The following is a 14,542-nucleotide window of genomic DNA, read 5'->3' as shown; positions in this document are numbered from 1 at the left end:
CTAAATGTGACAAGCCCTTGACATTCGCGCTGATGTCAAGGGCTTGTCACGTTTCAGGATTAAGTACGTTGGTCAGAACGGATTGCTTCGTCCTGCGTCCTCGCAATGACAGTATTACTTCCCGGCGAAAGCGCGGGCGTCGGCTTCGGTAATGGTATCGTCGCTCATGATAACGAGGCGCTCCACCACGTTGCGCAGCTCCCGAATGTTGCCGCGCCAGTCTAGGCGTTGCAGGTAGGAGAGGGCGGCATCCTCAATGCGCTTGGGTTTGTTGCCGTAGTCGGCGGCTATGTCCTTCAGGAATTTCTCGATGAGGGCCGGAATATCGTCGCGGCGGTCGTTGAGGGCGGGTACCTGGATAAGGATGACGGAGAGGCGGTGGTAAAGGTCCTCGCGGAAGTTGCGGTCCGCAATTTCCTGGAGCAGGTCCTTGTTGGTAGCTGCCAGCACCCGCACGTTCACCGAAATTTCCTTCTCGCCGCCTACGCGCGTAATCTTGCTTTCCTGCAGGGCGCGCAGCACTTTGGCCTGGGCTGAAAGGCTCATGTCGCCAATTTCGTCGAGGAACAGCGTACCGCCGTCGGCTTGCTCAAACTTACCGATGCGCTGCTTTACGGCCGACGTGAACGAGCCCTTTTCGTGCCCGAACAGCTCGGACTCAATCAGCTCCGAAGGAATAGCGGCGCAGTTTACCTCCACCAGAGGGCCGCTGCTGCGGTTGCTAAGCTCGTGCAGCTGACGGGCCACCATTTCCTTGCCGGCACCATTAGGGCCCGTAATGAGCACGCGCGCATCGGTAGGAGCAACCTTCTCGATGGCTTTACGCACGGCCGTGAGGGCCGCCGAATCGCCAATCATTTCCGAGTTTTTGGCCAGCTTCTTCTTAAGCGTCTTGTTTTCAGTGGCCAGCTTGGTGGTTTCGGCCGTGAGCTTGGTACGGTCCAGGGCGTTGCGCACAGTTACCAGCAGGCGGTTCAGGTCTGGTGGCTTCTGCAGGAAGTCGAAGGCGCCCTTCTTGGTAGCATCCACGGCCATTTCCACGTTGCCGTGGGCCGACACCATGATGAAGGCCGCGTTGGGCGCCACAATGCGGGCCCGCTCCAGCACCTCAATGCCGTCCATCTTGGGCATTTTGATGTCGCAGAGCACCACGTCGTACTTGTCGCGGATGAGCATGTCCAGGCCCGTGGGGCCATCCTCGGCCTGATCTACCTGGTAGCTTTCGTATTCGAGAATTTCCTTCAGCGTGTGCCGAATGGCCTTTTCGTCGTCAATAATTAAGATGCGGGGCATAAGCTAGGGAAGGGCAATTGAAGGAAACCAAAGTAACGAAAAGCCGGCGGCAAAAGATGAAGCCTACCCCCGAACCTTGGTGGAATGGGCCGAAGAAAATCGTAGTCTACTACGAATAGCCCGGCTGATTTCAAGGACAGCTTAGATTAGCAGTCTGGCTTACGGTTTAACGCTGCGCACCGACAGGGTAGCGGCCGGTAGGCCCTCGGCCGAGGCCGTAAGCCGTACTGTACCAGGGGTGCGGCCGGCCCGCAGCAGGGCCGTGGCAATGCCGGCCTCGGCGGCCACGGGGTTGTCGCCCAGTAGCTCGGCGTCGCCGGCGGTTACGGCGAAGCGGATAGGGGTAGCGGCGTCCGGCACAGGTGTACCTTGGGCATCTACCACGGTAGCATACACGAACACGGCGTCCTGGCGGTCGGCGGTCAGGTCGCGGCCGCTCCGGTCGAAGGTAAGCTGCAGGTGGTGGGCCGGGCCGGGCGTGCGGCGGGTATGCTCGGCGGCCACCTGACCGTTCAGATAGGCCACAGCCCGCAGCGTACCGGTGCTGAACGGCGGCACAGTGAACGTAAACGAAGGATGAGCCAGGTGGTCGGAATAACGGTCCTGGTCGGGGCGCTGGCGGGCCAGGGGCTTGCCGTCAAGCTGCAGCTCTACCTCCGCGCAGTTGCTGAACACGCGCACCTGCCGGGGGGTAGGGCTGGCCTGGGCGTAGCTGGCCAGGTACACCATGGGCTTGCCGAAGCCCTGGGCATCGGGGGTGGGGCCGTACTGGCTCTGATAGAAGTAGAAGGCAAACTTGGGCAGGCGGTAAATGTCCATAATGCCCGACGACTCGATATCCGGGGCGTAGCCGCGCTTGTAGTCGAACTGCAGCCAGTTGGCGTCGCCGATAGCCGGGCCGATAAAGTTGTCGTTGTGGGCCTCCTGGAAGTTGAGGGCCTGCTGAATCAGGGCCCGCTCGCCCTGGCCACGCAGCTGGCGCGAAGTGCGCTCCGCCTCCTTCAGGCCCGCGTAAGCCGTTTGGTTGAAGCCCGCGTTCTGGGCGTAGTATTCCCAGTCGCCGTACTCGCAGAGCAAAATGGGCTTTTGCTTATTGTACTTGTGCCAGTAGTCGGGCGCTTTGGCGTGCTGGCGGGCCGGAATAAACACGTCGTAGGCGTAATCCAGCCAGCCGCAGGTGTACACATCGGTCGGGAAGGGTAGCTCCTCGTGCACGGCCTGGTGGGCCTGGTCCATGAACGGCTTGCTCATGTCGGTTTCGTTGAGGGCGGCTTCCCAGAGCACAATGCTGGGGTGGTTCCGGTCGCGGCGCACCATGTCGCGCACGTTCTGGAGGCTGTTGCGCTGAAAGTCCTCGCCGCCGAAAAACTGCCAGCCCGGAATGGAGTTCATCACCAGCAAACCCAACTCGTCGCAGGCCTGCAGAAAGGCCGGCGAGGGCGGGTAGTGGGAGCAGCGCACAAAGTTGAACCCGGCTTCCTTGATTTTCCAGGCGTCGCGGTACTGCATCTCGTCTGAGAGGGCGTAGGCCAGGTACGGGTACTCCTGGTGGCGGTTGGTGCCGCGCAGGCGGGTTTTCTGGCCGTTGAGGTAGAAGCCATCCGGCGCGAAGCGGATGGTGCGCACCCCAGTTGTCAGCTCCTGGCGGTCGAGGGCGCGGCCCTTGTCGTCCAGCACTTCCGTCACCACCCGGTAAAGGTAGGGGCGCGCGGGCGTCCAGAGTCTGGGCTGGGCCAGGGGCAGCGTTTGCCGCACCGCAGTAGCTCCGCCGGGCGTGAGCAGGGGCGCATCGGTGAGGACGCGGGCTACCTCCTTGCCTTCGGCATCAAGCACCACGGTGCGCAGGCGGGCGGCCCGGTCGGTACGGTAGTCGTTGCGGATTTCGGCCTGCAGATGCAGGGTGGCCTGCTGCTCGCTCACGTTTTCGTAGCGGAGCAGTAGCCCGCCCCCGGCCACCCGCCCTGATTCCACGGCATCAGTAATGTGCAGCTTGTCCTGCACTAGCAGCTGTACGGGGCGGTAGAGGCCACCGTAGTAGTTGAAGTCGAGGTCTTTGAGAGGCTTGCCGGGGGGAATGGCTGGATTGTCCTGGTTGTTGAGCCTCACCAGCAGGCAGTTTTCGGCGCCGGGGCGGAGGTAGGGCGTCAGGTTTACGGTGAAGGGCAGGTAGCCGCCCTGGTGATGGGCAAGGCGGCGGCCGTTCAGGTACACATCGGCTTCCTGCATGGCTCCCTCAAACCGAATGGCCACGCGGCGGGCAGTATCAGCAGCAGCCACCCGGAAGAAGCGCCGGTAGAAGCAGGTGCCCTGCCACTGCCGGGCGGTGGTTACCACCGGCTCCAGCCGGGGCGTGTGGGGCAGGCCCACCGCGGCCCAGGGCCGGGCAGCCTCAGCGGCGCGCCCGAAGAAGGCAGGTCCCACCGTCGTATCCACGTCCTTCACAAACTCCCAGTCCTGGTTGAAGGTCTCGGGGCGGAGGGCGGAGGAGGCCGCCTGGCCGCTCGGGCGGGTGCAGGCGGCCAGCGTCAGGAGCCCGCCGAAGGTGAGGAGCGGAGCAAGTAAGGCACGACGAAAACTACTCATTAGCGCAGATAGATGGATTCGAGGTCGAGGAAGGGGCGGGCGTTGGCGGCCGGAGCGGGGGTAGCGGCGGGCTCCAGCAGCACCTGCAGCACTTCGGCCTGGGCCAGGGGTAGGGTAGCCGGGCCGGGCGTCTGGAAGCTTAGGGGCAGGAAGCTGGGGTAGGGCCGGGGCAGCAGCAGCTGGGCCCCGGGCCGGAACGCCGACAACGGCACGCGCACTTCCTGCAGGTCGTCGCCGAGCTCCACTTCCGCCACGTAAGCCGCCGCGTCGCGGGTGGTCAGCACGAGGCGCGCGCGGCCCGCCCCGGCGCCCCGGCGGCCCCGGATAACCAATTCCCGGAAAGCGCCTGCCTCGGCCGCGCGCGAGGCCAGCCGGTCGCCGAAGTAGGCGCGCAGGAAGGCCACGGGGGCGGTGGCATCGGCGAAGGGAATGGGGGTAGGGGACGGGGGACTCTGGAGCAGGCGCAGGGCCAGCTGACCGTTGCCGCTGGTGACGTAATCGGCCCAGCCGGCCCCGTTCACGCCGCCTACTTCTACCCGCTGCTGGTCCTGAGCGGCTATAAACAGGGGCAGAGCCGCGCCGGCCGCCACAATCTGGGCCTCCCAATGCTCACGCGGGGCGTAGTCCCAGTCCTGGGGGCTGCCGGCAAAGCCGCCGGGGAAGGTGGTGGAGCGGCCATTGTGCTTCACTACCACCCAGTAGCGTAGCAGGCCTGGGTAGAGCAGGTCGGCGGGTACGGTGGCTTCGGCGGTGGTCAGGGTAAGGCGGCGCATGGGCACGGCGCGGGTGCGGCCGTAAAAGTGCTGGGCCACCAGAAACAGGGAGTCAGCCGCGTCGGCGCCGGCCACGGTAGCCTGAAGGGTGGCGGGCCGGCCGGCCGGGAGCTGGGTAGGCGCCGTGTGAACTACCTGAGTGGGGAGAGGGGTAGGGGCCGGGGCCACAAACTCACCCAGTCGGATGTCGCCTACCTGGGTTTGGGCCGTGAAGGCGCCGGTGTTTTTGCCCCGGGCCGCTACCAGGTACACGCCGGGCTGCAGGCGCACGGTGCCGTCCGTGGCCTGGCCCTGGAAGGTGTTGCCTTCGTTTAAGCCGCGCACGGTAAAGTCGGAACCCAGGCCGGGCAGGCTCAGGCGCAGGGGCTGGGTGTTCCAGGCAATGCGCACCACGGGCTGGCGCAGGGAGGTAGTCGCAAACGGGTCGCGCACCGGAATAGCGTCGGGCATCACCTCCAGCCGCCACACGCCGGTAGCCAACTGGTCGAGGAAGTAGGCGCCGGTGCCTTCGTAGGTTACCAGGGGCGAGGAGCCGGTGCCGGCCAGGCGGCGCAGGGCGGCGGGCTTGCGCGGCTGGGTGGTGGTGGTGCTGGTGTAGTAAAACTCCTCGGGCGTGTTTAGCTCACTGACGCCCGCGCGGTAGCTTACCCGAAAGTTGTTGAAGACCGAATCCTGGGGGTAGGCCCCGAACGGCTGCCCCCGCTTCACGTCCCGGAATACCTTGCCCGCAATCAGCAGGCTCAGGGCTTTGGCCGGGGTGTAGGCTAGGTTCAGGTAATGGGTCTGGTACTCGGTGTTGGCGAAGGCAATAGCCAGCGGGTCGTAGGCAAACTGGGTAGCCCACTGCATGCCGGCGCTGCGGAAGGAGCGGGCCATCAGCGGATACATCACAGGCTGCAGAATATCAGCCGACTCAAACTCGTACACCATGCGGGGCTTGGAGCTGAAGCGCGGGTCCTGGGCGTACGGGATGGGGTACTGGCTTACCAGAGGCAGCATGTTGCCCTGCAGCGTGTGCCCGCCCACCAGGGCCGAAGGATACCACTGAAACGTGAAACCCTGCACCGGACTGTTAAGAATAGCGTTGGCTACCGTCGGGCTTTCGGCAATGTTGTAGAAGATGGGCTTCTTATAGCCGGTGCTGCGCATGGCCTGCACCATGCGTTCCACAAAGCGGCTCACCTCGGCCTCGGGCTGGCGGTAGTGGGGCTCGTTGCAAACCTCGTAGGCGATGATGTCGGGGTCTTCGCGGTTGAGCTGACCAGTGTATTGGTTGCGGTGATTGAGGAACTGGGCCAGGTAGTTTTCCTGGGCCCGCACGGCCCGCTCGTTGTTATAGGCCCGGCCTTTGGGGTAAATGCTGGAGAAACCCGTCTGGGCCGTGTCCTTCTCGGGGTAGCCGTTGCCCCAGTAGGCAATGGGCGTCAGAATGATTTTGATGCGCCGCTGCTTAAGCCGCTGTACCAGGTAGTCGAGCAGGCGCAGGTGCTCATTCTGGATGATGTTGCCCAGGGTATCGGTAATTTCCACATCCCAAACGTGCACCCGGAAGGCATCTACGCCCAGGCGCGAAAGGTGGTACACATCCTGGTCAATAGCTTTTTCCAGGTTCACGCCCAGCTTCTGGTGGGCACGGTAGGAGTAGGCGAAGGGCGTGGTGTAGTTTACTCCAAACAGCGCTACTTCCTGCTTGCTGCCTTGCCAGCGCAGCACGCCTTTAGCATCCGTGTACACATCGGCGGCTTGGGAAGGAGTTTTTTGGGCCAGAGCGGCGGGGGTGCCGGCCAGCAGCCAGGCAAAACCGGCCAGCAACCACCACCGGCCACTACGAGCGGAACCAGGGAAAGGCAAGGAATCAGACATAATGCAAACGTTTGAATTCGCGAAGTAACACCATATAGTTACAAAAACGGCCGCCGCACCCGAAGTTGCGGCGGCCGTTTGATGGCGGTGATGAGTCTGTAAGCCGGGTTTTGTCCGCCCCTGCAAGCAGAAGCGGCCCCACCATTTATCTAGGCCAGTCCTCGCGGAAAGGCTCCATCAACCTACCCGCTGGCGCCGGACGAGCCGCCCGGTGCCGGCCCCCGAAAGGGCCCGCGTGCCAGCTTATTTGGTCTTTCAACCCCTGAGGTTTACCCAGCCGGCATGGTCACCCAGCCGCTGGTGCGCTCTTACCGCACCTTTTCACCCTTACCGGTTTGGTTGGGTAGGAAGGTGTGAGGGTAGGAGTTCAGGAGGTAAAAACCTCTTGCCCTCACACCCTCCTACCCGCTTACCCTTCAAAACCGGCGGTAATTTTCTGTGGCACTGGCTGTCCTGGGAAGCTTTACGCCGCCCAGTCCTTCCCGTTAGGAAGCAGGGTGCTCTGTGTTGCCCGGACTTTCCTCGTCGCCATTCTTGCGTTTGGCGCCGCGGTGGGGCGACCCATCACTGCGGGCAAAGGTACAAGGAATTGGCCGCACCTGCGCGGTAAACCGTGCGGCAACTGGCCTAGAAGGCGTTAGGCCTGGCCGGTTCAGGCGCTTAACTTGCAGCATGAACCGCTTTGCCCGCGTTGTGCCGCTGTTATGCGTGGTCCTGTTGCTATGGTCGGATCTGGCAGGCGCCGGGCCACGTACGGCGCCCGATAGTCTGCGGCAGCTATGGCGGTGGCCGTTTCACCAGCAGATGCGCCTGGCCGGAGCTACCGTTACGCCCGCTACGGCGCCGGTGGTTATCGGGCTGCTACGGCGCCCCGATATTCCGTGGCGTGTACAGGCGGAGCTACGGGCTAATCTGGCGGGCCATTACCTGCACGAAAACCAACCCAGTCTGGCCATTATGCAGATGCTGCAAACCCGCCGCATGGCCCTGGAAGACCACGACTCGTTGCGGGCAGCTGTGGCGTGCGAGTGGCTGTGCTACTCGTACTATTTACTTAAACAGCCCCAGCCAGGCATTGCCTACGGCCGCGAGGCCTTGCGGCTGGTGCCCCGGCATACGCCAGCTGGCTACCAGGAGCTAGGCGGCATTTATTCCAACCTGGCTTCCTGTGCGCTTATTGTGCCCGACTACAAACTAGCCGCCTACTGCGACCGGCAGGCTTTGCAGCTGGCCCGCGCCGATGGCGACACGGCCAACGTGGCAGTGGAGCTGGCGAACCTGGCTGCTATTGCCCACAAGCAGCGGCAGTTACCGCGCATGGCCGCACTACTCGACTCCGCCTACGCCGTGTACCCGCCCCCGCGCTACGTGGGCGTTCAGCTTATCCTCGACAACTTAAAGGGTGCCCTGGCCTACGAGCAAGGCCAGTACGCGGCAGCGGCCCAACTGCTCGGGGCCACGCTGAAAACCAGCTACGACCACCATCAGATTCACGATGAGATGAGTGTGTTGGAAACGCTGGTGCCCGCGCTGGAACGGCTGGGCCGCTACCGCGAAGCCCTGCAGCATCAGCGGCGCTACGCCGTGCTGCAGGACAGCCTGTTCGAGGAATCCAGCGCCCGCCACGCCCGGGAGCTGCAAACCCTGTACGCAACCCAGCAGAAGGAGCAGCAGCTGGCCCGGCAGCGCCAGCGCATTGCCAGCCTGCAGGTCAGCACCGGTCTGCACGAAGCCGAGCTGACGCGCCGCACTACGCTGTTTCTGGCTGGTCTGGTGGGCGCGGGCCTGATGCTGGTGCTGGTGGTAGTGCGGCAGCGCGCCCGGCACCTATTGGAAAGCACAGCCGCCGCCCCGCGCATGCGCAACCGCATTGCCGCCGACCTGCACGACGAAGTGGGCACACTGCTCACCCGCGTAAACCTGCAGGCCGAGCTGCTGCGCCAAAATCAGCCCGACCCTGCCCTGGACCGCCTGTTGACCAACAGCCGGGCCGCCGCCAGCACCATGCGCGACATCGTGTGGAGCATTGATGCGCAAGCCGATACCGTGGGCGCCCTACTGGACCGTATGCGCGACCACCTCGACCAAACTGCCGCTGCCGTCGGCCTGGAAACCGAGCTGACTACGCACGGCCTCAACGACCAGGAGGCCCTGACGCCCGAGCTGCGCCAGCACCTCTACCTCGTCTTCAAAGAAGCCGTTACCAACGCGGTGCGGCACGCCCGGCATGCCACCCAATTGCGAGTGTCGCTTACCCGCCAGCAGGACCAGATTCTGCTCACTGTGGAGGATGACGGGAGAAGCGAGGGTAGCACCGCCCGCAGCGGCATGGGCCTACGCAATATGCAGCAGCGGGCGGCGGCGTTACGCGGAAGCCTGCGGGCCGCCCCGCACAAAGATGGTGGGTTTGGGGTGCGCCTGTCGGTGCCGGCTCAGTAGGCCTGTTGCCAGGGGGTAGGGCTACAGTTGACCGCGGGCGTGGCGGCTAACCAGCTCCGTGCGGCTGCTGACCTGCAGCTTTTTGTACACGCGCTTCACGTACGTGCGCACCGTTTCCACCGATAGGCCTAGGCGGGCGGCCACCTGTTTATCGCCGAGGCCATCTACAATGGCCTTCACTACGTCTCGTTCCCGCTCCGATAACAGGTCTGACTGTACGGCAGGGGTAGGCTTGAAGTGCGCCAGCACCTTGCGGGCCACGGCCCGGCTCATGGGCGCGCCGCCCCGACTGACCTCTAACACGGCGGCTTTCAGCTCATCCAACGGGGTGTTTTTGAGCACGTAGCCGCTGGCCCCGGCGCACAGGGCCCGGTAAATCCGGTCGGCGTCATCAAACACAGTTTGCATGACCACGTCGGCATCGGGGAGGCGCTGTTTGATGAGTGGCAGCGCGTCTAGGCCACTTAGGCCCGGTAGGTGCACGTCGAGCAGCACAACCTGGGGAGCCTGCACTAAGTCGGGCAGCTGGGCCATAAACTCTTCTACGGAGTCAGCCACGAGCACGCAGTCGAGTTCGGGCTGCCGGCACAGGTAGCCGTGCAGCAGAGCGCGCACTTCGGGGTCGTCTTCTACCAAAGCCAATCGAATCGGGGAATTCATATCCGCAAAGGACGGGCTATGGCCGCCCCGGCGCAACCCCGGCGTTACCCCCAAATGCGGTACACCTCATATTAGGAATAACGCTCTGTTACTAGGAAGTTTGCGTCCCCAAATCCGGCTGCGCCACAACGCAGCCCGTGAAACAGCCTTTCCACACCTACTTTCTACTATGCGAAAACTTTTACGCTACGCGCTAGCCTTATCCGCCGCGCTTGGGCTTCACGCGGCCCAGGCGCAAACCCCCGGTGGCGTGGGCATCGGTACCAGTACGCCGGCGGCCTCAGCTTTGCTGGAACTGAACTCGACCAGTAAAGGCCTGCTACCCCCGCGCATGACCCAGGCCCAGCGCGACGCCATTCCGAGCCCGGCCGTGGGCTTGACCATCTACAACCTCGATGCGGCCAAGCTCAACACCTGGAACGGCTTCTTCTGGACCGATGCTGTGGTGGGTCTGTCGGCCAGTGCCAACGCCAATGGTCCCAAGGTCCTGACCTTCAATTTCACCGGGGCTTCTCAAACCTGGACCGTGCCGCCGAACGTGACCAGCGTGCAGGTGGATATTGCGGGTGCACGAGGCCGCACCATTGATAACTGCTCGAACTGCTACCGAGGCGGCCGGGGCGGTCGGGTGCAGGCCACGCTGGCCGTGACGCCAGGGCAGGTGCTGACCATTGAAGTGGGCGGCGACCGGGGCTATAACCCCAGCACGCTCTACCAAGACGGAGGCTACAATGGCGGCGGGCGCGGCAGCGAGCCGGGGGGCGGCGCTACTGACATCCGCATCGGCGGCACGGCCCTGAGTAACCGGGTGCTGGTGGCCGGCGGCGGCGGCGGCTCGGGCTACTACGCTAGGGGCGGGCCCGGTGGGGGCCTCGTCGGCGGCGACGGCCTGTTGCCTACCGGCAGCAACCCGACGGGGACCCCCGGTACCGGCGGTACCCAAACAGCCGGCGGCGCCACGGGCGGCACGCAGCAGCAGTACTGCTACTGCGGCACGAGTCCGGCCGGCCCGGGCGTGGGCGGGAGCCTAACCGGTGGCACCAGTTGGGGCGCGGCCGGTGGCGGGGGCGGCTACTACGGGGGCGGCATGAGCCACGGCAACGCCGGTGCCGGCGGGGGCTCGTCGTACACCGACCCGACACTGGCGACCAACGTGGTCCATACCCAGGGCTACCAGAATGGGGCTGGGTACGCCAAAATCAGCTTTAGCTTCCAGCCCGAAGCTCCGGTTATCAGCCTCAACAACGCTACTACCTCGCAGGCGGCGGGCAGCGTGATTTACAGCGACGGCGGCAAGCTCACCGGCAACGCAACCAAGCTAGCCTGGGACAACGCGAACGGCCGTCTGGGTATTGGCACGGGTAGCCCGCAAGCGGCACTGCACGTAGCCGGTGCCGCCCGCGTGGAGGGTCTGGCCGGCAGCGGGGCCCGCATGGTGACAACGGATAACAACGGCACCCTCGCGGCCCAGGCGCTGCCCGAGCTGACTATCAACGGCCTGACCCTGGGGCTCAGCGGCAGCAATACCGTAACCCTGCCCGCCGGTGCCGATAACCTGGGTAACCATACGGCCACCCAAAACCTGAACCTCAGCACCTACCAACTGGTGGGCAACGGCGGCAGCACGGGCCTGGGCCTGACCAGCAGCGGCGGCCTGCTGCTGCCGGCCGGCGTGATTCAGCGCGGCGGCGCGGCCGTTACCAGCACCTCCGACCTGGGGCTGTACTCCCGCGTCAGTGGTAGCTACATGCGCCTGGTAACCAACGCCGCGCCCATCCGCTTTTACTCCGACGATAACAGCGGAACTATCCCCAACGTGAGCTTTGAAAGCAACGGCAACGTGGGCATCGGGACCGGCAACGCCGGGGCCAGTAACCGCCTCGACGTGCAAACTACGGCCGCCCGCTCGGGCACACACGCCACGGGGCGGCCGCTCTACGTAACCGGCGACTTCGACCAGGCCGCGGGCGGGGCAGAGTTCCGGCACTTTAACGGCACGCAAGGGGTAGGCATCGGCTACAACTCGCTGTACGCCGCCGGCACGAACACCAACCAGTCGCTGAACCTGATTCCGAAAGGCTCGGGCGGCGTGGGCATCGGCACGACTTCGCCCGAGGCTTTGCTTGACGTGAACGGCAACGAGCTGGTGCGTGGCACGCTGGGCTTCGGGGCCAGCACCCGGCAGATGATTAACCTGTGGGGCTCGGAATACGGCATCGGCGTTCAGGATGGTACCCAGTATTTCCGTTCGGGCGGGGCCTTTGCCTGGTACGCCGGCGGCTCTCCCAATGCAGAGCAGTTCAATGCCGGTGGGGGAACCCAGCAGATGGTTCTGACAAATGGCCGGTTGGGTATTGGCACGGGCTTCAATAACGCGGCTCTACCCAATGGCCCGCTGGAAATCCGGCAGAATAGCCCGTATATGGTCTTTCATTCGCCCAACAACGCTTGGGCTTCTTTAGGGCTGGATGCCAACGACGGCTACAAGCTCAAGCTGTCGGATGGGCCCAACGTCGGCGGAGCTAACTACATGACGTTTAGTGGTTCCAACGTAGGTATTGGCACCACCGCACCGGCTTACCCCCTCGACGTGCAGCGCACCGTGACGCCCGCTAATTTCAACTACGGCTACCTCAACGGCAGCGGGCAGGTGAATTATGCCACCAACAACACCGGCCCGGTGAGCATTCGGGCCACGGGCCGCGTGCTGGCCTCCGAGTTCAACGCTACCTCCGACCGGCGCCTGAAGTCCGTGCTAGGCCTCTCCGACAACGCCGCCGACCTGACCTTGCTCAGCCGTATCCGCATCACCGACTACACCATGCGCGACCGGGTGCAGTACGGCGACCGGCGCTTCAAGAAAGTTATTGCCCAGGAAGTGGAGCAGGTATTTCCGCAGGCCGTGAACCAGCACCAGGGCTTCGTGCCCGACGTGTACGCTACGGCCACGGCAGCCCAGCTGCTGCCCGGCGACTCCCTGCTGCACCTGACCGTGCCTACCCTGCCCGCGGGCGTGAAAGCAGGGCAGCGCGTTAAGCTGATTACGGGGGGTAGCGAGATGATTGGAGTCGTGGCCCAACTGCCCAAAGGCAACGCCCTGGTGGTGCGCGGAGCCCGGCAGCTGGCCGGCCAGGCTGTGTTTGTGTTTGGCCTGGAGCACCCCGATGTGCGCACCGTGGACTACGAAGCCCTGTCTATGCTGAACGTGTCGGCTACCCAGGAGCTGGCCCGCAAAGTGGCCCTGCTGGAGCAGCAAAACGCCGCGCTGCAACAGCAGCTGCAGGCCCAGCAAGGCCGCCTCGACCAGCAACAAACGAGCCTGACAAGTCAGCAGGCCGCTTTGCAAACCTTGCAGGCCGAAGCCGCCCGCACTCAGGACCTGACGCAGCGCCTGCAGGCCCTGGAAAACATGCTGGGTACTAAAGCATCGGTGAAATAATGTCTAGGCCACTCTTTTTCGCTTCGGTGGGAGTAGCGCTGGCACTTGCCGGCGCTGCTGCCCAGGCCCAGGACCTGACCAACACCGGCACCCAGCTCACGGTGGAACCCGGCGTTCTGCTGTCGGTGCCCGGCGCCTTGCGCAACCAGGCCGGCGCCACGCTGACCCCTGGCGGCACCGTGCAGGTAGGCGGCGACTTCATCAATACAGGCACGGTAGTACCCGCCAACGGCACCCTGGTGCTAATCGGTTCAACGGAGCAAACCCTGTCGGCGGGCGGCGCCAGCCTGGGCCGGGTGGAAGTGCGCAATACCGGCCCCGCAGGCCAAAACCGCATCTTGCTGCCCACCGACCTTACTGTACTGCAACAGCTGACACTGGTAAGCGGCCTACCGCGCACCGACGCCACCGCCACGCTGCACCTGCCTGACGGGGCCACGCTGACCGGCGAAACCGCCGGCCGCTACGTACAGGGCAACCTGGAAATTACCCGCGCCGCTGTGCAGGGGAGTACGGTGGTTGATTTCGGGAATGGATTGGTGCTGAACCCCAACGGCGGCAGTTTGGGCGCCGTGCGTGTACTGCGCACCGCTGGCCTCCAGCAAGCCGGTGTGAGCTTCGGTCAGAACCCGGCTAACCCCAGCCAGCACACCATCGACCGGATCTGGAGCGTGACGGCCGACCAAACGCCCACGGCCCCGGCCACCCTCACGCTGTCCTGGCTGCCCGACGACGACAACGGCCTGACCAACTTCGCCCAGGCCCAGGTGTGGCGCATGCCCGCCAGCTCGGCGCCCTGGGAGGCCATTGGTTCTCCCACCGATGCCTCGGCCCGCAGCATCACGGTGAGCACCACCGCCTTCTCCCGCCTGACCGTAAGCGAGGGGCAGAAGCCGCTGCCGGTGCAGCTGGTCAGCTTCACGGCCCGGCGGGTAGGGCCCGATGCCCTGTTGCGCTGGACCACGGCCCAGGAGCTGAACAACGCCGGGTTTGAAGTGGAAAGCAGCCCCGACGGCCGCACGTTCAGGTCCGTAGGCCGGGTAGCAGGCCACGGTACCACCACCCAGCGCCACGACTACCAGCTAACCGACCCCAACCTGGCCCGCTACCAGGTGCCGCTGGTGTACTACCGCCTGCGCCAGCTAGACCAGGATGGCACGGCCACCACCTCGCAGGTGCAGACCGTAGCCGTGCCCAGCGAAGCTCTGCCCCTGGCCGTGCAGGTGTATCCTACGCCCTTCACCACCCAGGCCACCGTGCTGATCCAGGCCCCCGAAACCAGCCCCGCCACCCTCCGCGTGGTGGACGCCGTAGGCCGCACCCTGTGGCAGCAGACCCTACCCCTCACCAAAGGCGAAAACCGCCTGAACCTGCCGCAAGCTCACACCTGGCCGGTGGGCACCTATGTGCTCGGCGTCCGGCAAGGCCACCAGTTCCGCACGGTGAAAGTGGTGCGGGAGTAGAGGAATTTGGCCGCCTAGTGTAGGTTCTT

The 14,542-nt window shown here is 64.6% G+C and carries 7 protein-coding genes and 1 other RNA gene; 3 read left to right on the top strand and 5 right to left on the bottom strand.

The window, feature by feature from the left end:
- Window positions 1-114: 114 nt before the first annotated feature.
- From FGZ14_RS08080 to rnpB, 4 genes are all read right to left on the bottom strand, one after another.
- Window positions 115-1,293: a sigma-54 dependent transcriptional regulator gene (locus tag FGZ14_RS08080; RefSeq protein WP_139923120.1), complete on the bottom strand. Its 1,179-nt coding sequence runs from the start codon at window positions 1,291-1,293 to the stop codon at window positions 115-117.
- 159 nt (window positions 1,294-1,452) lie between these two features.
- On the bottom strand, window positions 1,453-3,876 hold the full coding sequence (locus FGZ14_RS08075) for a glycoside hydrolase family 2 TIM barrel-domain containing protein (protein ID WP_139923118.1): 2,424 nt from the start codon (window positions 3,874-3,876) through the stop codon (window positions 1,453-1,455).
- The gene (locus FGZ14_RS08070; RefSeq protein ID WP_139923116.1) at window positions 3,876-6,512 is read right to left on the bottom strand and encodes a cellulase family glycosylhydrolase; all 2,637 of its coding nucleotides are present in this window, start codon (window positions 6,510-6,512) and stop codon (window positions 3,876-3,878) included. Before FGZ14_RS08070 ends, FGZ14_RS08075 begins: the two co-directional genes overlap by 1 nt.
- Window positions 6,513-6,595: 83 nt before the next feature.
- Window positions 6,596-7,080: RNase P RNA component class A (rnpB, locus tag FGZ14_RS08065), an RNA gene on the bottom strand.
- A 104-nt stretch (window positions 7,081-7,184) separates the two neighbouring features.
- Between rnpB and FGZ14_RS08060 the strand changes: the two genes are divergently transcribed.
- Window positions 7,185-8,951 carry an ATP-binding protein gene (locus tag FGZ14_RS08060; protein WP_139923114.1) on the top strand — a complete coding sequence of 589 codons (1,767 nt, stop codon included), beginning with the start codon at window positions 7,185-7,187 and terminating at the stop codon, window positions 8,949-8,951.
- 21 nt (window positions 8,952-8,972) lie between these two features.
- Here the strand turns inward: FGZ14_RS08060 and FGZ14_RS08055 are convergent, their stop codons facing one another.
- Complete coding sequence (locus FGZ14_RS08055; RefSeq protein WP_139923112.1) at window positions 8,973-9,611, bottom strand: response regulator transcription factor; 639 nt, start codon at window positions 9,609-9,611, stop codon at window positions 8,973-8,975.
- 169 nt (window positions 9,612-9,780) lie between these two features.
- Here FGZ14_RS08055 and FGZ14_RS08050 point away from each other — a divergent pair, with 169 nt between their 5' ends.
- Both FGZ14_RS08050 and FGZ14_RS08045 read left to right on the top strand, forming a co-directional pair.
- A complete protein-coding gene (locus FGZ14_RS08050) occupies window positions 9,781-13,050 on the top strand; it encodes a tail fiber domain-containing protein (RefSeq protein WP_139923110.1) in 3,270 nt (1,089 codons plus the stop codon).
- Window positions 13,050-14,513, top strand: a complete 1,464-nt coding sequence (locus tag FGZ14_RS08045) for a T9SS type A sorting domain-containing protein (RefSeq protein WP_139923108.1) — start codon at window positions 13,050-13,052, stop codon at window positions 14,511-14,513. The genes FGZ14_RS08050 and FGZ14_RS08045 overlap by 1 nt, the downstream gene beginning before the upstream one ends.
- Window positions 14,514-14,542 lie beyond the last annotated feature (29 nt).

The organism is Hymenobacter sp. DG01 (assembly GCF_006352025.1).
Lineage (GTDB): Bacteria > Bacteroidota > Bacteroidia > Cytophagales > Hymenobacteraceae > Hymenobacter.
This window is presented reverse-complemented; position numbering and strand designations above follow the sequence as displayed.